The organism is Cupriavidus sp. 2SB (assembly GCF_005503625.1).
Lineage (GTDB): Bacteria > Pseudomonadota > Gammaproteobacteria > Burkholderiales > Burkholderiaceae > Cupriavidus.
This window is the reverse complement of record NZ_SCMX01000022.1, coordinates 1-19442: the sequence shown is the minus strand read 5'-3', so window position 1 is coordinate 19442 and position 19442 is coordinate 1. Positions and strand designations below refer to the sequence as shown.

The window sequence follows — 19442 nt, the reverse complement described above, 5'->3', positions numbered from 1 at the left end:
TTCACGATGAAATACAACCTGTCTGCGCATCCCGCTGGCCGCTCGCGCACGGCTGAATTCTCGTCGCGTACCGCGCGTGGACGGCGCTCGCGTGCGCTCGTCGCATCTGTTGCCTCCGTCGGCACTGTCGCCAGTTTCAACATTCCCTGCGCGTTCGCACAGGAATCCGCATCCGAGTCCGACAACAAGACCCTGCCCGCCGTCACGGTCAGCGAGACCGCATTGCCGGGACTGTCTCTGTCGAAACCCGAGTTCACGGGCAGCCGCCTTGGCCTGACGCCGCTGGAAACACCGGCCAGCGTGGAAGTATTGAGCGGTGAAACCATCCGCGCGCGTGGCGACCAGTCCGTACGCGAGGCCGTGACCCGCGCCACCGGTATCACGGCCAACCCGGCACCTGGCAACGGCGGCACGGCACTGGCCGCACGCGGTTTCGCGGGCCAGGGCTCGGTCATGCAGTTGCTCGACGGCACGCGCATGTACGTGGCATCGGGCACGGTGACGTTCCCGTTCGATACGTGGTCCGTCGATCGCATCGAAGTGCTGCGCGGCCCCGCATCGGTCATGTATGGCGAAGGCGCCATCGGCGGCGTGGTCAACGTGGTGCAGAAGAAACCGATTCGCGGCCCCATCGAGAACGAACTGCAGATCGCGGGCGGCACCGAGAAAACCGCACGCGTCGCGTTCGACAGTGGCGGCAAAGTGAATGACAACCTCTCGTACCGCTTTGCCACGGCCTACAACCGCTCGGCGGGATGGGTGGATCGCGGCGATTCGAACAACCTGATGGTATCGGCATCGGTGCGTCTCGATGTGAATCCGGATTTCAACCTGACGCTGTCCTATGACGATGGCACGCAGCATCCGCAGCAGTACCTCGGCACGCCGCTGGTCAACGGCAGCCTGGACACTTCGCTGCGCAAGAAAAACTACAACGTCGGCGATGCGGAAATCAGCTACCGGGACCGCTGGACGCGCCTGAATGCCGAATGGACGCCAAACGATCGCGTCACGGTGCGCAACCAGTTCTACTACCTGACCAGCCATCGCCACTGGCGCGACAGCGAGACCTATACGTACCTGCCGGCCACCTCGCAGGTGCGCCGTGGCGACTACCTCGAAATCCTGCATGACCAGGAACAGGTGGGCAACCGTGCGGACATGACGGTCAAGAGCAAGCTGTTCGGTCTCGACAACGCCACGACCGTCGGCTTCGACATCAACAAGATCAACTTCACGCATTCGAACAACTCGCCATACGGTGGCAGCTCCACGGTCAATGCGTACGACTTCGATCCGGGGATGTTCTTCAGCCCGCCGGGCATCGTGACGTCGCCGCGCACGCGCTCCAACACCACGCAATACGCGCTGTTTGGCGAACACCGCATCGCGTTCACGCCGCAGTGGTCTGTCATCGGTGGCGTGCGTTTCGATCATGCCAAGCTGTATCGCACCGATCTGATCGCCAACACCGGTTGGGAGAAGACCTTCGCCAACACCACTTGGCGCGTGGGCACGGTGTATCAGTTCACGCCGAGCGTCTCGGTCTACGCGCAATACGCGACGGCCACCGATCCGTTGGGCGCGCTGATCACCACGAGCGATGCGCAGCGCAACTTCAACCTTGCCACGGGCAAGCAGGTGGAAGTGGGCGTGAAACAGGCGTTCTGGGGCAATCGCGGCGAATGGACGTTTGCGGCCTACGAGATTCGCAAGAAAGATCTGCTCTCGCGCGATCCCGTGAATCCGACGATCACGCAGCAGGTAGGCGAGCAGTCGTCGCGCGGGCTGGAAGCGTCGGCCAGTGTGGAAGTGCTGCGTGGCCTGCGCCTCGACGTCAACGGCACGGTGCTACGCGCGCGCTATGACGATTTCAACGAGGTGGTGAGCGGCGCGCTCGTATCCCGCTCCGGCAACGTGCCGACCAGCGTGCCGCAGCAGGCGGCCAATGCCTGGCTGACGTGGAACTTCGTGCCGCAGTGGACGCTCGGCGCGGGCCTGCGTTACGTGGGCGGCCGTTACGCCGATACCGCCAACCGGGTACGCGTGCCAAGCTATACCACCGTCGATACTGCGCTGTCATGGCGCGTATCGAAGCAGGCAGCATTGACGCTGCGCGTCTATAACCTGTTCAACCGCGACTACGCGGAGTCGTTTTCGAATGGCGGCCAGCAGTGGCTGCTGGGACGTCCGCGTTCGGCGGAGCTGTCCGCTAACTTCTATTTCTGAGGCCCAGAGAGGGCAATTCCATGCAAACCTCGAAAATCCCTGCAACCATCGTCACCGGCTTTCTCGGCAGCGGCAAGACCACCCTGCTGCGCCATATCCTGGATAACGCCAACGGTCGCCGCATCGCCGTGATCGTCAACGAGTTCGGCGAACTGGGTATCGACGGCGAGATTCTCAAGGGCTGCGGCATCGGCTGCGACGATGCGGGCGAACCTACGGGCCAACTCTATGAACTGGCCAATGGCTGCCTGTGCTGCACGGTGCAGGAAGAGTTCTTCCCCGTCATGGAGCAGTTGCTGGAGCGTCGCGACCAGATCGATCATGTGCTGATCGAGACGTCGGGTCTGGCATTGCCCAAGCCGCTGGTGCAGGCGTTCCATTGGCCCAGCATCCGCAATGCTTTTACCGTGGATTCCGTGGTGACCGTGGTCGATGGTCCCGCTGCCGCAGCCGGTCAGTTCGCAGCGAATCCCGTCGCAGTGGACGAACAACGCCGCGCCGATCCGAACCTCGATCATGAATCGCCGCTGCACGAGCTGTTCGAAGATCAGCTTGCCAGCGCCGATCTGGTGATCCTGAACAAGATCGACATGATGGACGCTGCGCAGATCGCCGCCGTCGAAGCACTGGTGCGTCCGGAGATTCCTGCGGAAGTGAAGATCGTCCCGGCGCAGGCCGGTTCGCTCGATGTGAACAGCCTGCTGGGTCTCAATCGCGCGTCGGAAGACACGATCCATCTGCGCGTGGATCACCATGGCAACGCCGATGATCCGGATCACGCCGATCACCATCACGACGAGTTCGACTCCGTGGTCGTGGAAGCTAGCACTGTCGATCGTGACGCGCTGATCGCCGCGCTGCAGAAGCTGGTGGGCAACCACACGATTTATCGTGTGAAGGGTTTCGCCGAACTGCCCGGCAAGCCGATGCGGCTGGTGCTGCATGGCGTGGGCCAACGCTTCGACAGCTACTTCGACCGCGCATGGCGGGCCGAAGAGCCGAAGGGTACGCGTGTGGTGCTGATCGGGCAGGACCTCGACGGCGAAGTCCTGCAGGCTGCGCTGGATGCTGCGCTGGCTGGTTGAGGTAGCGCGTTGAGGTAGCGCGTCAAGTACGGCGCCGCAGGCTCTGCCCCGGCCGAGTGCCGGTGGCGGCGCCGTGCTCCCACACCGCCTGCCCGTTCACAAATACGTGGGCGATACCGGCGGAAGGTTGCCGCGGATCGAGATAGGTCGCCACCTCTTTCACCGTGCGCGGATCGAACACGGTGATATCGGCGGCATGCCCTTCCCGAATCTCGCCGCGCCCCGCCAGCCCGAACGCATGCGCGGTCATGCCCGTCATCTTGTGTACGGTCTGCTCCAGCGTCAGCAACCCAAGATCGCGGCTGTAGTGTCCCAACAGACGCGTGAACGTACCCCACAGGCGCGGATGTGGATAGTCGTCCGACGGTATGCCGTCGGAGCCGATCATCGTGTCGCGATACGCCAGCACGCGCTGTACGTCGCCTTCGTCCATGAAGAAGTACATGCCCATGCCGGGCATCACGCGGGCCAGCGCCTCGGCGCGCGAGCATTGCCATTCCTGCGCCAGATCCGACAGCTTGCGGCCCGCGCTCTTCGGCTCCGAACGTGAGTACGTGATCAGGATTTCATCGCTGATGGCCAGTCGCTCCGCGCGCAGCAGGGACGACGACGCCGTGTACGGATAGCAATCCAGACAAATTTTCTGGCTGCGCCCCAGTTCACCGATGCGTGCCAACGTTTCGCGCGTGCGTCCGAAGTTGGGCTTGCCGATAACCTTGTGATGCGAAATCACCAGCCGGACATCGAGCGCGCGTGCAATCTGCGCCGATTCCTCGATGGCTTCGATCACACCGTCGCCTTCGGTGCGCATATGCGTGGCATAGACGCCACCGAACTGTTTCAGGTCGCGGCCCACGCCAATGATTTCCTCGGTGGGTGCCGAGGCTGCAGGCGGATAGAACGTGCCCGTGGACATGCCGATCGCGCCCTGCTCCAGCGCGGCATTCGCGGCTTGTCGCATCGCCGCGACTTCCGCTTCCGTGGCGGGACGATCCAGGTCTGCCTGATGCACGGCACGTAACGCAGTATGACCAACCAGCGAAGCGACGTTGACCGCTGCAGGCGTGGCATCGAGTGCATCGAGATAATGGCCGAACGCCGCGAAGCGCCATTGCGGATCGACGGTACGCAGCGGCAACGGCGGATCGCCGCCACTCTGCTTGTACGGTGCCAGGCTGATGCCGCAGTTACCGTTCACCACCGTGGTCACGCCTTGCGAAATCTTCGGCGCCATGCCTGGCATCTCCAGCACGGCACGGTCATCGTGCGCATGGCTATCGATAAAGCCCGGCGCAACTACCATCCCGGCTACGTCAAGGTCGCGATGGGCGCGCTGGCCCACGGCATCGCCAATGAAGACGATCTCTCCGCCCTGCACTGCCACATCGGCACGGTAGCGCGCAGCACCGGTGCCATCGATCACATCGCCGCCGCGCAATATCAAATCGAACATGGTGAACTCCCGATCAGTCGAGTTTGATATTGGCCTTGCGGATCAGATCGCCCCATTTGCGGCTTTCTTTCGCAATCATCTGCGCGAACGCCTCGGGCGATCCACCCACCACGACCGAACCGTTCTGCTCGGCATCCTTGCGCGTCGCGGGCAGTTGCAGATACGCATTGATCTCGCGGTTAAGACGCTCTACCACGGGGCGCGGCGTACCGGCGGGCGCCACGATGCCGCCCCATGCGTTGACCTCGAAACCGGGCAGCCCGGATTCATCCATCGTCGGCACATTCGGCAGTACCGGCAGTCGCGACTTGCTGGTCACGGCAATGGCGCGCAGCTTGTTGCCCTGCACCGCGGAAAGGATCGACGGCACGTTGTCGAACATGAAATCCACCTGGCCGCTGATGACATCGATCTGCGCCTGCGGAGCGCCCCGGTAGGGAATATGGCGGAAGTCGATATGCGCCTGATCCCGAAGCATTTCGCCACTGAGGTGACTGGTAGTGCCATTACCGCCCGAGCCCATCGTCAGCTTTCCGGGGTTCTTGCGTGCGTAGTCAATCAGTTCCTTGACGCTGCGGATCGGCAATCCTGCATTGACCGCCAGGATGTTCGGCACGGTCGTAGTCGCACTCACGGGTACAAGATCCTTGTCCGCGTCATAGCCAGGACGCGCCAGCAGGCTGCGGTTGATCGCCATCGTCACGATGTTGCCGAAGCCAATGGTGTAGCCGTCCGGCTTGCTGCGCACCAGTGTCTGCATGGCGATGCTGCCTGCTGCGCCGGGGCGGTTGTCCACCACTACGGAAGTGCCGAGTTTTTCACCCAGGTATTGCGCCAGCTTGCGGCTCGACTGGTCGGGCGTGCTGCCCGCTGCGGCTGGCACGATCAGCGTGATGGGCTTGCCGGCTGGCCAATCGGCGGCCTGTGCGGCACCGGCCGTCAGCATCACGGCCGCAATCGCGCCGGCTTTAAGAAATTCAATGGCTTTGTGTCTCGGGGATGTCGTCATCGTCAACCTCTCGGGGCGTGCAAACTCTGTAGGAACGCGCTATGGTGCGCCCACGCACATGTCGATGTATATCGAAGTTTCGGCAAGCATCCATTCCTTTTTTTGATGACATGAAACATCCTGCCCGGCGTCACATTCCCTCCGTGGTGAACCTGAACACGTTCGAGACCATCGCGCGTCGTGGCAGCGTGACGGCGGCGGCAGATGAACTGGGCCTCAGCCAAGGCGCGGTCAGCAAGCAGCTTCTGGATCTGGAAGGCTTTCTGGGCACAGCGCTGTTCGATCGCAATAACGCACGGCTGACACTGAACGACGAGGGCGCCGCTTACCTCGCGCGTATCCGTCCCCTGCTCGATCAACTGGAGGCGGCAACCGTCGCCACCTCCGGTGCCGCCCAGCGCATGCGCGAAGTGCGCCTGTCCGTGCCGAACACGTTCGGCCTGCTATGGGTGATGCCGCGCCTGTGCGGCTTTGCGGCGGCGCATCCCGAGATTCGCATTCACGTTGCCAATCATATCGGGGCCGTATCGCTGCGCGATGCGGGGCTCGATGCGGCCATCGTCTTTGCGGAAAACGGTCTCGACGACGAGCATGCCGACCTCTTGCACAGCGTCCGCACCCTGCCTGTGGCATCGCGTGAACTCGTGTCCGGTCGACTGCCGATGTCAGCGGCGCGCATCGCCGCCCTCCCATTGCTGTACCACACCACTGCGCCGAGTTCGTGGGCGAGCTATCTGCGCGACCTCGATGATGGGATCGAGCTTCCGCTGCCCGGCGGCACGGAGTACAACCTCGTGACGTTTGCGCTCAAGGCTGCCGAGGCCGGGCTGGGCGCGGCGCTGGTGCCTGACTACGCATGTGCTGACAGTCTGCGCGAAGGACGTGTCGTGCAACTGAATCGTCCATCGCTGCCGTCGCAACGTGGCTACTACCTGGTGCGCCGCCGCGAGCGTATGGGCGCGCCCGCTGTGCGGGTGCTGCGGGAATGGTTGTTGGCGCGACGATTGGGGTAGACGGATGCCGCAGCCAGCTTAGAACGCCGGCAGGATCGAACCCTTGAACTGCGTCGCCAGGAAGTCGCGCACTTCCTGCGACTGATAGGCGGCTACCAGTTCCTTCACCCACGGCTTGTTGCGGTCCTGCTCGCGCACGGCAATAAGGTTGGCGTAAGGACCCTTCAGGTCCTCGACGGCAATCGCGTCGCGCGTGGGCTGCAGGCCGGCCTTGACCGCATAGTCGGTATTGATCGACGCGACGGCCAGGTCATCCAGCGAGCGCGGCAGGATCGCCGAGTCGAGTTCCACGATCTTGAGCTTCTTCGGGTTCGAAGCGATATCGAGCGGCGTGGCGTTCTTGCCGCTCTCCCCCGTCCCCGGCTTCAGTTTCAGCACGCCATTGGCTTGCAGCAGGCGCAACGCGCGATTGCCGTTTGACGGATCATTCTGGATACCGACCTTGGCGCCCACGGGCAAGTCGTTGAGCGACTTGAGCTTGCGCGAATAGAAGCCCATCGGCGCCACATAGGTCAGCCCCACGTTGACGATCTTGTAGTGGCGTGCCTGGATCTGGCTGTCGAGGAACGGCTGGTGCTGGAAGCCATTGGCGTCGAGATCGCCGGCATCGAGCGCGGCATTCGGTTGCGCGTAGTCGTTGAACTCGACGATCTTGACATCGAGGCCCTTGCGCTTGGCCACGGTCTTGACCACTTCCCAGATCTGCGCGTCGGGGCCGCTCATGGTGCCGAGGCGGACGGTCTGCTCAGCGGCCAATGCCGCGCTGGTCGTACTGGCGCCGGCCACGGCCAATGCAATGGCGGAGACAAGCTGGATGATATTGCGGCGTCGCATGCGATTCCTTCGTGTTCTGGATTAGCGTGGTTTCAGCGTTGGTAAGCCGGCGTGACAAAGCCAGCAAAGCGCTGCTGCGTGACGGTCTTGAACTCGGTCGAGCGATAGGCATCGCGAATGTCGGCAACGAACGGTTTGTTCAGGTCATCGGTCCGCACCGCCACCAGGTTCATGTAGTAGTCGGGAATCTTCTCCAGCGCGAGCGACGACGTCAGCTTCAATCCCGACGCCAGCGCGAAGTTCCCGTTCACGAAGGCGTAGTCCACGTCGTCCAGCGAACGCGGCAACTGCGCGGCTTCGAGCTGGATCAGCTTGAGCTTGTGCGGATTGCCCTCGATATCGCGCTCGCTCGCGCGTACGGAGTCGGTCCCCGGCTTGAGCGTGACCCAGCCAATCTGCTGCAGGATCGCCACGGCACGCGCCAGATTCGTCGGATCGTTCGGCAGCGACACCGTCGCGCCCGTCTTCACCTCGGCCAGCGACTTGTGCTTCTGGCTGTAGATGCCGATCGGCGCCGTCGGCACCTGGATCAGCTCCGACAACTGCAGCTTGCGGTCCGCTGAAAACTTCTTGAGATACACCACGTGCTGGAACGCATTGGCATCGATGGCACCATCGGCCAGCGCGAGATTCGGCTGCACGTAGTCGCTGAACTCGATGATCGTCACCTTGTAGCCACGCTTCTCCAGGATCGGCTTGATGCCGTACCGCACCTGATCTGCATACGGCCCAGCCGTCGCCCCAAAGCGAATTTCCTTCCGGTCAGCATCGGCGGCGTACGACGCCTGCATGACACCAAAAGCCAGCAACCCGGCAAGCAGTTTGACCCCTCTGAACGTCCTCATGTGGCTCCCATCTTTCTGATCGTTGGCAGCGTGCGCTGCGTGGGGCCATTGTATGGAGGCATGGGTGCGCAACGAAGCTGCAAATCGTCATGGGGATATGCGGGGAACGTATATGGGAGGGTCGCCCACCCTATAATCGCCGGGCAGCAATCACCCGATATCCCCTACCCAGGAGCACCCCATGATCGACCACACCGGCATATCAGTCAGTGACTATGTGAAGAGTCTTGCGTTCTATGCGGCGGCGCTGGGTGCCATCGGCATGGTCAAGGTCATGGAGATACCGGCCAGAGTGACCGGGCATACGGATGTGGCGGGTTTCGGGCCGCCGGCGAAGCCGGAGTTCTGGATCAGCCGGGGTACGCCGAACCAGCCGCCGATTCATGTGGCGTTTCGGGTGGATAGCCGGGCGATGGTCGATGCGTTCTATCAGGCTGCCATTGCGGCCGGCGGCCGCGACAACGGTGGCCCTGGTATCCGGGCGCACTATCACCCTGACTACTACGGTGCATTCGTGCTCGATCCGGATGGCCATAATATCGAGGCGGTCTGTCATCTGCCTGCGTGACGCAGGCGGGATCAATACAGCGTGTGGTCTCCCCTCTCCCGCAACGCGGGAGAGGGGCTGGGGGAGAGGGCTAGCGGTGCAATCACCAACACGTCGCAAATTGAAGCGCATGCCCTCTCCCCCACCCCTCTCCCACTGACATGGGAGAGGGGAGCGCATAGCAAAGGACGAAGGCATTTCGCATACGCTGTGTTTTGCCATACCCCTCTTCATGGGCGTCCGCTTCCGCGATACGTTTGCTACATTGGCATCTGTTCCGGTTCGGGGGGGAAGTGTGCCGTGAGTATCCACACCTACATGCTGTTTATCGGCGCCAGCGTGGTGCTCTGCCTTGTGCCCGGACCTGACATGCTCTTCCTTTTGGGCCAGACGGTCGCCAAAGGACGCGCGGCTGGCTTGAGTGCGGCATTGGGTATCAATCTCGGCGCGTACGTCCATTTGCTCGCCGCAATCACCGGATTGTCTGCGTTGATCCTGGCATCTGCGACAGCATTTGCTGTAGTGAAATTTGCAGGTGCTGCGTATCTCATCTATCTCGGATGGACAGCCATAAGGGCCAAGGGCGGATTCGCTCTTCCGGAGGACGTTGGCGTTCAGAAAACTGCGCTACGACGCATCTTCTGGCAGGGATTTCTCAGCGATGTATTGAATCCCAAGGTCGCGTTGTTCTACATTGCGTTGCTTCCTCAGTTCGTGAGCGCACAGGATTCCGATGCGATGACCCAACTCGTTGTTCTTGGTGTGACGGGCAACATGGTGGGTATCGCGACCAGCGTCATCTACGTTTTCGTCGCGTCCAAGATGACCGCGATCCTTCGACGTAGTCCAACCATTTCCGCCTGGATGACGAAGCTGATGGGAGCGATGTTTGTGAGCTTGGGCGCCAAGCTCGCTACCGAGAAGCTGTAAACGCAACGCCGCAAACGCGGCACACCCCTACCGCCCGTTCCCTATCGAGCCCGTCGCCAGTGCCAGTCCCGCCGCGGCAGCGAGCGCGCCGCTGTAGGCGTCGGCCGATGCATTGCGTGCCAGCAGTAGCTGGTTTTGCGCGAGGTTGGTTTCCGTGATGGTGCCCACGCCCTTCCGATATGCCGCGAATGCGGCGTTGTAGGTGGTTTGCGCAGCGTCGGCCAATGCGCGGGCGGCGTCGTACGCTGCCAGGCTTGTTTCCAGCGCGCTCTGGCTGACCACTACCTGTCGTACCGATTCCTCCTTGGCACGCGTCAGTCTTGCCGAGGCACTGTCCACATCGTTACGCGCCTGCGCCAGCGTTGCCGAGCGCAGGCCACCGTCATAGATCGGTACGGTCACGCCCAGGAACACGCTGTTGCCGTAGCGATAGCCGTTGAGGTTGACCGTCGGTGGCTGCTGGCCGACTGGGGGAATCGCGGTAATCGCCGAGCCGCCCGATGCATACGAAACGAAGCCGGATACAAACACCTTCGGCAGGAACGCCGCTTCGGCCGCCCTCACCCGCGCCTGATTGGCGCGCTCCACCGCGTATGCACCCAACACGTCCGGTCGCTGCGCAATCGCGTTCTCGACGATCTGCTCGACGGAGTTTCTCAGCGCAGGAGACAGTGTCCGCACGGGCATCTCCGCGATGCGTGGCTTCGATAGCGGCGAGATGCCGATCGCAGTGATCAACCCGAGATAGGCGTCGGTCTGGGCGCCCTGAGCCTGCACCATCGCCAGATTGGTTTGCGCCCGGTTCTGGGTGGCCTGAGCAACTTCCACTACCGTGCCTAGTCCGCGATCGAAGCGCGCCTTGGCTGCAACAAGCACCGCATCGGCATTGCTCATGGCCTGCTCGACAGTTGCCGAGCGCGAGCGGGCTGCCTGGAACCGGTAGTACGCCACGCTGACATCGTGGATGATGCGCTGGTGCAACGCCGTGAACGCGATATTGGCCGCCACCGTGGTTTGCTCCGCCGCCTCCACGATGCCAGCCCTTTCGCCGAAATCGAACAGCAACCATTGCAGCGACAGCACCGATACCGCGCCATGGTGCGACACATCGGCACCCGCCTGCCCCAGAGGCGTTGGCGTGGACAAGTGCCCGTTCTGATAGCCGCCCATCGCCGCCGCCGAAATATGCGGCAGATAAGTGCTGCGCGCGATTCCCGCAGCCAGTGCCGCATTGCGCGCATCGTTCCACGCGATACGCGTCAGCGGATTCGACGATTCCGCCAGATCGATCAGTTCGGGCAGCGAATAGGCGTGCGTCGGGTCGAGCTGCGATGGAGGGGCAATCGTGGCCAGTGCGCTATTGGCCGGTAGCGTGTAACGGGAAGGTTTGTCTTGCGGCGCCGCTGTCGCAGCAGCGCCCGCGACGATTTCGCCAGTGGCCGTTGTCGTGGGTTGCCACGGACGATCCGGTTGCGGCGGCGCGAGATCGAGCGAGGATGTCGCGCATCCGCTCAAGGCCAGGACGATCATCGAAAGCGCCAGCAGCTCAGGTTTGCGCATGGGATGGAGATGAGGTGGAATCGCCCGGAGAAGGTCTGGCCATCGATCGATCGACCATGGCGAGGAGCACCGAATGCGTGTCATCGGCGGATGCTGACGCCGTATGACCAGTGGTTGGGATTGGTGCATCCATCGATTGCAAACGGCGAAGCCGATCCGCAATGGCCGGATCGCCGGGACATCGTTCCGCCAGCAAGAACAAAGGGCCGGCGATGGCATCGAGCACACTTAGTTGTTTGCGCCGATCTTCGATCCAGTCCGTACCGGGGCCGACCGAAGCCGGCTCGTATCGCGCCAGTTGAAGATCCTGCGCGACACTCCCCTGCAGGGCGAGCGCAGCGATAGCGTGCTGACGCCGTGCGCTCGACGGACGTGCATCAACGAGTTGCTGCCACTGGCGCAGCAAGGCGACGAAACCTGTCTCGATACGCGAGGCGATACTGACGGGCCAGATCCGCGTGAACACGAGGTAGACCACCAGATTGCCGATGATGATGCCGATGACACGGTCGCGCGCTATGGTCAGGTCGAAGCCGGGTCCCGCGCCCTGAATCACGCAGAGGTAGAACGCGAACGCGATCTGGAAGCCTGCATAGGCAATGCGCGGCGATCCCTGCGCGACCCATGCCGACAGCCACGTTCCCACGAACACCAGCGTCAGCAGTCCACCCACCGAGGTCAACTCGGGCACCACGTAGACGATGGCCGCTGTGCCGGCGACCGCGCCCACCAGACAGCCAGTCAGGCGTAGCGTCAGTTTCTCTACGGTCTCCGCCATGGTGCCGAGTGACACCAGGTAGCACGTGATGAAACACGTATGAATGCCCGGCCAATTCAACTGCTGATAGAGCAAATAGCAGAACATGGCAGCGCCCGTGGTCTTGAGCGCGTAGTGGATGTGGGACCGATCCGTGAAGGCGTCGGCATCGAGGAAACCGCCGGTTTTTTCGGCCTGTAGTGAAGTGGGAGACTTCTCTTCGATACCTTCTGCATAGCCCTCGATGGCCGATCGCAAGGCCGCGACGATGGATTGCTGCACCGGCGTCAGCAGGCTGGCGTCTGGCATCAGCACTTCAATCTCCACGGGATACCCGCCCTTCTCCAGCATGCTCGCCATGGCATCAACCGTATCGGCCATCGGCATCGCAAACCCACGCGGCAACTGCGCAGCCGGTTCCCGGCCGGTCACATCGACAGCCATCAGGATGGCCGTCGTCGATGTCGCCGCCTGTTGCAGCGCCCGATAATCCGCAGCGTTGACGGTGCCTTCCAACCTGGCGAGCTTCAACCAGCCGGCCACGGGCTGCACGCCATCAGGGGGCACATCCGAGCGCGCATGACCTGCACGCAATGCTTGCGCTGCCACGCGCAGGCATTGTGCCAACCGGTCGCATGCCAGTTGGCGTGGCGACGGTCCCATGACGAGGTTGACCACCACGTTCGCGCCAATGGGAATCGCCACCATCAGCCACGCGTACAGCAGCGCGCGCGTGGCGAGTTCGCCGGCGGGGACGAGTTCAAGCTCGTCGAGCCCGAAGCCGATGATCATGGCGAGGATGGCACCGATCGGGCGAAGCTTGCTGGCCGAAGTCAGGAACAACAGCGCGGCTGACACCAGAGCCATGCATGCCACGCGCAGCATCGGGTTATCGACGGTGAAATCCGCCAGCAGGATCACCAGGCCAATGATGATGCTGACCAGTACCAGCGCCGCCACGCTCATCACGATGCTGCTGGTGCGGTCCGCGCGATTGATGAAGAAGATCACGTAGGCGGAGATGGCGGCTTCGGGGGTGCCGTACATCGCCGAAATCAGTACCGTCAGCGTGCTGGCCGCTGCGATGCGAGTCGTAGCGGCAGTGCGTCCCGGGAATGGTGCGAGCAGCGCGACCAGGTCACGCGGGCGGCGACGCAATGGTTCAGCGGCAGGCGGCGCCATGGCGCACCTCTACGGTTGCACTGGCACCTACCCGCGCGAGACTCTCGGGCGGTTCATCGAGCTTGATCCGTACCGGGAAACGGCGCGCCACGCGCACCCAGTTCACCGAGGGCTGCACATAAGGCAGCGCACGCGGCAGATTGATCCGGTCGGTATCGGTAATGCCCACGCCGATGCCTTCCACGGTACCGCGCAATGCGTGGCGGCGATCGATCATCGAATAGACCGTGGCGCAATCGCCGATATGGATATCGGCAAGCTGGGTTTCGCGGAAGTTGGCGACGGCAAACCATTCGCCGGTATGCACGAGCAGGAACAGGGACTGGTTGGGGAGGACCACTTCGCCCGACAACACGTTCAGCCCACTGATACGGCCATCGTGCGGCGCGCGGACCACGGTGTCGTCGAGTGCGCGCAGCACGATGGCCAATGCGGCCTCGCGGGCACGCACAGTGGCGATTGCATCGTCATCCTTGCCTACCGCCTGCGCCGTACCGGCCCGCTGTGTCTGTGCCTGCCTCAGTGATACCGCCGCGTCGCGCTTGGCCACCTCGGCCTGGTCCAATTGCTGCTTCGGTACGTAGCCATCGGCGGCCAGTGGGCGCAGGCGCTCTACCGTGCGCACCGTCAGCGCGTAATTCTGCTCCGCGCGGGCGATTTGCTCGGACGCCACCGATGCGGTGGCCTGCTCACTGCCGATGGCCCGCCGGCGCGTGCCCAGCGTGGCCTGCGCAAGGGCCAGATCTGCCTGGGCCTGCTCCACGGCCAGCCGGTAAGGCACCGGATCGATTTCAAACAGGACCTCGCCCTTTTTTACGTGCTGGTTTTCCGTGACCAGGATGCGGGCGATGCGGCCACCCACGGGCGATGCCACGTGCACCATATCGGCGTCCAGCGAAGCATCGTCGGAGGATGGATAGCGTGCCGTGCGTTGCCAGGCGTAGACGGACAGGAGAACGGCCAGCATTACGATAGCCAGCGCGATCAGTTTCCCGCGCAGGGGACGACGGGGGTGCCAGCCATTTTCATGGAATGTGTCCCGACCCGATCAGCCAGACGATTTCGGCAATCATCAGGCCAATCGCTGTGTTGACCAGCAGTTGAAACGGGACCGTTTCAACCAGTCCCGTTGCGATGAATACCCGCCAGGCCACGACGGCACCAGCAATGCCAGCCAGCGCACTCAACAGCCAGAGCGGGAAATACGCCCCGAACAGACCAATGGAGGGAGCGCCTGCGCAACCGTGCAGGGAAGTAGCCAACGCAATCAACGCAACCAATGCAAACGGGCGTGCCATGGGCGGTGGAGCGGCAGAATCGGTGTTGGCAATATAACAGCGCCACTTTCGGATTGTCTGGTATCCGTCGAACGGGCTCGGGCGTTAATCCATGCTGGACTTGACCTGCCACGACGCATGATCTGCCTGGCGGAATCAAGCTTGGCGTGATCGCGTCCCGTTATTCGTCAAGATCAGGAGATTCCCGGTGATTGCCGGGGGTGAAACGTTCCTGATGTTGTGATTTGGCGACGTTTCTTATCGGGGACTCCCTCGGTTCGTACCAATAGGCAGGAGGGCCCACTGTGCGTTACCTCTGTAAGCCTCAAGCTTTCTCAACACGCTTTTTCACTCGTTTTTCACCTTTAACCCTGGCAGTTACGACCTGGAGGGAATCCGATGTCGTTTTCCGATCTTCACCAACACCTGACAAATTCTGTCAGTCGCAGCAAATCCGCGCCGCTTCCGGCCTGGATCTCTACCCGGATGGACACGCATTTCATCGACCGGATGGGCACGTTGTGGGGAGGGGATCATCTGCTGCATGGTCGGACCCCGGGACCGGATGCCCTTCACCTGAGCAGCAACGACTATCTCTGCCTGCTGGGCGAGGCGCCGCTGGTGCAGGCGCAGGCCCGCGCGCTGCTCGACGAACAGCCCGAACTGCTGATGTCTTCCGTCTTCCGCCACGGCGACACCCCCCAGCAGCGCGTCGAGCGCAAGCTGGCCGCATTGATGCAGGCGGAGGATGGCTTGATCGCACAGTCGGGCTGGGCGGCAAACGTGGGACTGGTGCAATGCATTGCCGGCCCCGGCGTGCCGGTGTACATCGACACGAATGGGCACGCTTCGCTGTGGGAAGGTATCAGCGCGGCAGGCGCCACCGCCGTGCCGGTTCGCCACAACGACTTTGGCCATGCAGCGCGGCAGATCGAGCGCAATGGTCCGGGCGTCATCATGGTGGATTCGGTCTACAGCACGACGGGCAGCGTCGCGCCCATCCGCGAATTTGTCGAGGTGGCGGAGCAATCGGGATCGGTACTTGTGGTGGACGAGTCTCACGCGCTCGGCACGCACGGGCCGTCCGGCGGCGGCCTGGTGCCGGAACTCGGACTCTCGGAGCGCGTGCATTTCAGGACGGCATCGCTGGCCAAGGCATTTGCGGGGCGGGCCGGATTCGTGACCTGCTCCACGGCGTTCAAGGACTTTTTTGCCGTGGAAGCACGGCCGGCCATTTTCAGTTCTGGCCTGTTGCGGCATGAGATTGCGTGGTTCGATGCCGCCACGGATTTCATTGCGGCAGCGGACGACCGGCGCGCCGACCTGCATGCGATCACGCGCCATACGCGTACCGCGATTGCCGAACTAGGCTACAACATCAGTGACGGGTCCGAGCAGATCATCGGGCTGGAGGCGGGCACCGAGCCACAGGTCATGGTGTTGCGCGATGCCTTGCAGCGGCGCGGCATTTTCGGCGCGGTATTCTGCTCGCCGGCCACCCCCAAGAATAGGGCATTGATGCGCCTTACTCTGCATGCGAAACTAGCCGCTTCGGATATCGACCGGTTGATCAGTGTGCTTGCGGAGATCCGGGACGAGGTCAGGCTGGCAGAATGGTCGTCCACGCGCCGCGCGCACCGCGTTCCCCGCAACACGCAGCCGGCGAGCCGCGGGAAAGACGAGCAACAACATTGAACGAAAGCGCCCGAACCCTCTAGGATCCAGGAGACAACGCTGGAGATGGAAGCCACGCAAGAGCAAGCAAGCGGCGACGCACCGCAGACACGGCCTGCCATGAAGTTATGGCGGGCTGTGTTCGAGTCGGCGTCGCGCACCACACTGCTCGACGAAGAGAGCGTCATGCGGCTGCGGCGCATCCAGATGGTGGGTGCGCTGGGTGTGCTCGGCCATCCGCTGTACTTCGTCATCTGGTCCTATGTCTTTCCGCAACCGTACGAGAACATCTGGCTGAGGCTGATATGCACGGCGCTGTTCGTGCCGCTGCTGTTTGCCTCGGCGCTCTCGCACAAACGGTGGCTGCCTGCGTATGCCCTGTTTGCAATAACGGTCGGGATGCCGTTCGCCTTTATCTTTTTCTACCTGGAGAATCACGGCTCGCTGGTCTGGGCGGAATCCGTCATCATCGCCGTGGTGGTGCTGTACCACTTCAGTGCGGCGTTTGCGACCATCGCCCTGATTGCAGGCGCTGCGGGTGCATTTGCGATGTTCGTCCTCGCGGGCCACTCCATGGCCGGCATACCCTGGGCATCCTTGCTGCTGCAGATCCCGATCATCGCCTTCGTGATTGCCGTGCTGGTGGTCATCAAGCTCGACCGTCAGCTTCTGATGGAACAGAAGCGTCGCGGGATGGCCGTGGCGCTGGCCACCGTGGCGCATGAACTGCGCACACCGCTGACCAGCCTCGGCATGACGGCCACCGCGCTACGCAACCGCCTGCCTGCCGCGCTGGACGCCGGCGCCCCCCAGCGCGAGGCATTGCTGCAGGCAGTGGCGCGATTGCAAGCCGACATCGCCCATGTGAATAGCAGCATCGAGCTACTAGTGGCCAATTCGAAGGACCCCAGATCAGCGCGACAGGAACTGTTCGATATCGGCAGCGCGGTCCGCGAGAGCATCGAGCGCTTTCCATTCGAACCCGAGCATCAGCACATCGTGACGATTGAAACGTGCGAGCCCATGCTGGTGATGGGCAACGCGCAACTGTTCGCACTCGTCATCACCAACCTGACAAAAAACGCACTGGAGGCCATTCGCCGGGCCGGCAAGGGCGACATCCGCATCCGCTGCGAAGGCACTCCAACCGGCATCCGCGTGGTGTTCCGCGACACCGCCACGGGCATGCCGCCGCACGTACTGGCCAAGATGTTCCAGCCATTTTTCTCGTACCCGGCGCACCGGGGAACCGGCATCGGCCTGGCGTTCTGCCGCGACGTGCTGCGTAGCTGGAATGCGTCGATCTCATGCCGCTCCGTCGAACACGAGTTCACGGAGTTCGAGTTGCAGTTTCCGCGGCCGAAAGGCTGAGTCTCCAAATTCTTCTATCGCCGCGTCTGCGAACGGCGCGACCTGCGCCCGTGCCCGGCTCTCTGTCACCAGGGCAAGGCTTCATGCACGGGCATCAGCCGCAGCGAAGGCTCCGGCTGATAGCCCGGAATGGCGCTGATCTGGCCAGCCACCTGTTCTGACCGGAGCATATCGAGCAGCGCCGTGACCCATGCTGCGTCGCGGTCGCTGTTGCGCAGGGCCAAGTAATACGCTTCGCGCGTCAACGGCACGTAGTGCAGGCCGAGCGTCTCGGCGGTGGACCGGAGGCCGAAGCCTACATCGGCCTCTCCGTGCTGCACGGCCTCTCCCACCATTCGATTGCCGAAGGCATAGCGCTCGTAGCCGGCAATTCGCTCGGCATGGACACCGCCCGACGTCACCACCTGATCGAACAGTGCGCGCGTGGAGGAACCACGTTCACGATTGATAAAGCGGATCTCGGGCGAGGCCAGGTCCGCCACGCTTTTGACCGATCTGGCGAGTCGCGGCGCCATCATGAGTCCCTGATCGCGCCATGCCACGCGCACGAGTCGCACGTCCGACGGTTTGAGCCAGGGCTTGAACGCAGCATGAAGCCGCGTGCCCGGTTGATGGACCGGCGACACGTGGAAACCCGCCAGCTCCGCCTGACGTTCGTGCAGGCAGATCAATCCATCCACGGCACCGCAGAACACGGTATCGAGCGACATATCGGCCTCGCCAATCGCAAGCGAATCCTTCATGACGTCGATCGCCGCATCTGGCCTGCCGGAGAAGCGCACCTGCGTGCGCGACGTCAGGGAATCGCCCAGATACCGGTGGAATTCCGCCGCTGCCGATTCGATGACCGGCTCGACAACTTCCCGGACCCGGTTTTCCGCCACCAGCAGGCTCTCGCCGAAGCGCGTCAGTTCGGCGCCCTTGCCCCGTTGCATCGTGACGATGCTGCGATCGAACAGGCTCTCCCAGTGGCGGATCGAGCCCCATGCGTAGCGATAGGAAAGCCCCACGCGCAGCGCAGCCTGCTGCAACGAGCCGGTTTCGCGAATGGCGCCCAGCAGGCTGAACACATTGCCAGCCGGCTGCGGGCCTTCAGCGAGATCGATGGACGGTGACAATTCGAAGCGGAACTTCATGGCGATAGGTATCCGGGTCAGCGCGGTTCCCGAAATATACCACTGGATATAACGGCGGAGCATGACACGATCGATGCCACTGAAGCAGCACAGCGCACTCCCACGGGATGGGATGCAGTAGACTGCCCGCCATGGCAAAAAAACCGGAAACCAAAAACCAGGCCCAGGTCAGGTTTCGCATGCGGGTGACCGTTGCGGACGTCATCGCCATCGGCCCCGGCAAGATCTCGCTGCTTGAAGCTATTCGGGATCATGGGTCCATTTCCGCTGCAGCGCGCAGCATGCAGATGTCTTATCGGCGTGCCTGGCTGCTGGTGCAGGATTTGAACGCCGCGATGCGGAGTCCGGCTGTTGTCTCCGAACATGGCGGCGATGCGCGGGGTGGCACCGTCCTCACAAAGGAAGGTGAAGCGGTTATCGACCTGTATCGCCGCATCGAATCCATCGCTGCCCGCGCCTGCGCCAGCGAGATTGAATCCCTGCTCGAACTGCTGAACTGAGTTTCCAGCGCCGGACGTTCGTCCGGCGCCTGTCTCTTAT

General features: G+C 62.7%; 17 protein-coding genes. 8 read left to right on the top strand and 9 right to left on the bottom strand.

What is annotated here, in order from left to right; translation table 11 throughout:
• Positions 1-6: 6 nt before the first annotated feature.
• On the top strand, positions 7-2229 hold the full coding sequence (locus FFS21_RS12670) for a TonB-dependent receptor (RefSeq protein WP_137925194.1): 2223 nt from the start codon (positions 7-9) through the stop codon (positions 2227-2229).
• A 20-nt stretch (positions 2230-2249) separates the two neighbouring features.
• Positions 2250-3314: a cobalamin biosynthesis protein CobW gene (gene cobW, locus FFS21_RS12665; RefSeq protein ID WP_137925193.1), complete on the top strand. Its 1065-nt coding sequence runs from the start codon at positions 2250-2252 to the stop codon at positions 3312-3314.
• Between the two features lie 22 nt (positions 3315-3336).
• On the opposite strand, the gene FFS21_RS12660 is transcribed toward cobW, so the two are convergent.
• On the bottom strand, positions 3337-4767 hold the full coding sequence (locus FFS21_RS12660; RefSeq protein ID WP_137925192.1) for an N-acyl-D-amino-acid deacylase family protein: 1431 nt from the start codon (positions 4765-4767) through the stop codon (positions 3337-3339).
• A 13-nt stretch (positions 4768-4780) separates the two neighbouring features.
• Positions 4781-5776: a Bug family tripartite tricarboxylate transporter substrate binding protein gene (locus tag FFS21_RS12655; RefSeq protein ID WP_171020404.1), complete on the bottom strand. Its 996-nt coding sequence runs from the start codon at positions 5774-5776 to the stop codon at positions 4781-4783.
• 110 nt (positions 5777-5886) lie between these two features.
• Here FFS21_RS12655 and FFS21_RS12650 point away from each other — a divergent pair, with 110 nt between their 5' ends.
• Complete coding sequence (locus FFS21_RS12650; RefSeq protein WP_171020403.1) at positions 5887-6789, top strand: LysR family transcriptional regulator; 903 nt, start codon at positions 5887-5889, stop codon at positions 6787-6789.
• A gap of 18 nt (positions 6790-6807) precedes the next feature.
• Here FFS21_RS12650 and FFS21_RS12645 read toward each other — a convergent pair whose 3' ends face one another.
• Positions 6808-7623 (bottom strand): MetQ/NlpA family ABC transporter substrate-binding protein, encoded by an 816-nt coding sequence (locus FFS21_RS12645; protein ID WP_137925190.1) that lies wholly within the window; start codon positions 7621-7623, stop codon positions 6808-6810.
• A 32-nt stretch (positions 7624-7655) separates the two neighbouring features.
• The gene (locus FFS21_RS12640; RefSeq protein ID WP_137925189.1) at positions 7656-8468 is read right to left on the bottom strand and encodes a MetQ/NlpA family ABC transporter substrate-binding protein; all 813 of its coding nucleotides are present in this window, start codon (positions 8466-8468) and stop codon (positions 7656-7658) included.
• A gap of 181 nt (positions 8469-8649) precedes the next feature.
• Here FFS21_RS12640 and FFS21_RS12635 point away from each other — a divergent pair, with 181 nt between their 5' ends.
• The gene (locus FFS21_RS12635) at positions 8650-9036 is read left to right on the top strand and encodes a VOC family protein (RefSeq protein WP_137925188.1); all 387 of its coding nucleotides are present in this window, start codon (positions 8650-8652) and stop codon (positions 9034-9036) included.
• A gap of 279 nt (positions 9037-9315) precedes the next feature.
• The gene (locus FFS21_RS12630) at positions 9316-9945 is read left to right on the top strand and encodes a LysE family translocator (protein WP_137925187.1); all 630 of its coding nucleotides are present in this window, start codon (positions 9316-9318) and stop codon (positions 9943-9945) included.
• A 27-nt stretch (positions 9946-9972) separates the two neighbouring features.
• Here the strand turns inward: FFS21_RS12630 and FFS21_RS12625 are convergent, their stop codons facing one another.
• The 4 genes from FFS21_RS12625 to FFS21_RS12610 are packed head-to-tail and all read right to left on the bottom strand — an operon-like array spanning position 9973 to position 14742.
• A complete protein-coding gene (locus FFS21_RS12625) occupies positions 9973-11505 on the bottom strand; it encodes a TolC family protein (protein WP_137925186.1) in 1533 nt (510 codons plus the stop codon).
• Positions 11492-13444, bottom strand: coding sequence for an FUSC family protein (locus tag FFS21_RS12620; RefSeq protein WP_137925185.1), 1953 nt, complete (start codon positions 13442-13444; stop codon positions 11492-11494). The genes FFS21_RS12625 and FFS21_RS12620 overlap by 14 nt, the downstream gene beginning before the upstream one ends.
• Entirely contained in the window at positions 13425-14411 is a 987-nt protein-coding gene (mdtN, locus tag FFS21_RS12615; protein WP_171020402.1) for a multidrug transporter subunit MdtN, read from the bottom strand. The genes FFS21_RS12620 and mdtN overlap by 20 nt, the downstream gene beginning before the upstream one ends.
• 58 nt (positions 14412-14469) lie before the next feature.
• The gene (locus FFS21_RS12610) at positions 14470-14742 is read right to left on the bottom strand and encodes a hypothetical protein (protein WP_137925184.1); all 273 of its coding nucleotides are present in this window, start codon (positions 14740-14742) and stop codon (positions 14470-14472) included.
• 378 nt (positions 14743-15120) lie between these two features.
• Between FFS21_RS12610 and cqsA the strand changes: the two genes are divergently transcribed.
• Both cqsA and FFS21_RS12600 read left to right on the top strand, forming a co-directional pair.
• Entirely contained in the window at positions 15121-16416 is a 1296-nt protein-coding gene (gene cqsA / locus FFS21_RS12605; RefSeq protein WP_137925183.1) for an alpha-hydroxyketone-type quorum-sensing autoinducer synthase, read from the top strand.
• Positions 16417-16461: 45 nt separating this feature from the next.
• Positions 16462-17766, top strand: a complete 1305-nt coding sequence (locus FFS21_RS12600) for a sensor histidine kinase (RefSeq protein ID WP_137925182.1) — start codon at positions 16462-16464, stop codon at positions 17764-17766.
• A gap of 65 nt (positions 17767-17831) precedes the next feature.
• Here the strand turns inward: FFS21_RS12600 and FFS21_RS12595 are convergent, their stop codons facing one another.
• Entirely contained in the window at positions 17832-18965 is a 1134-nt protein-coding gene (locus FFS21_RS12595) for a substrate-binding domain-containing protein (protein WP_249359349.1), read from the bottom strand.
• 68 nt (positions 18966-19033) lie between these two features.
• Here FFS21_RS12595 and FFS21_RS12590 point away from each other — a divergent pair, with 68 nt between their 5' ends.
• Positions 19034-19402 carry a winged helix-turn-helix domain-containing protein gene (locus FFS21_RS12590; protein WP_237380483.1) on the top strand — a complete coding sequence of 123 codons (369 nt, stop codon included), beginning with the start codon at positions 19034-19036 and terminating at the stop codon, positions 19400-19402.
• The last annotated feature ends 40 nt before the right edge of the window (positions 19403-19442 follow it).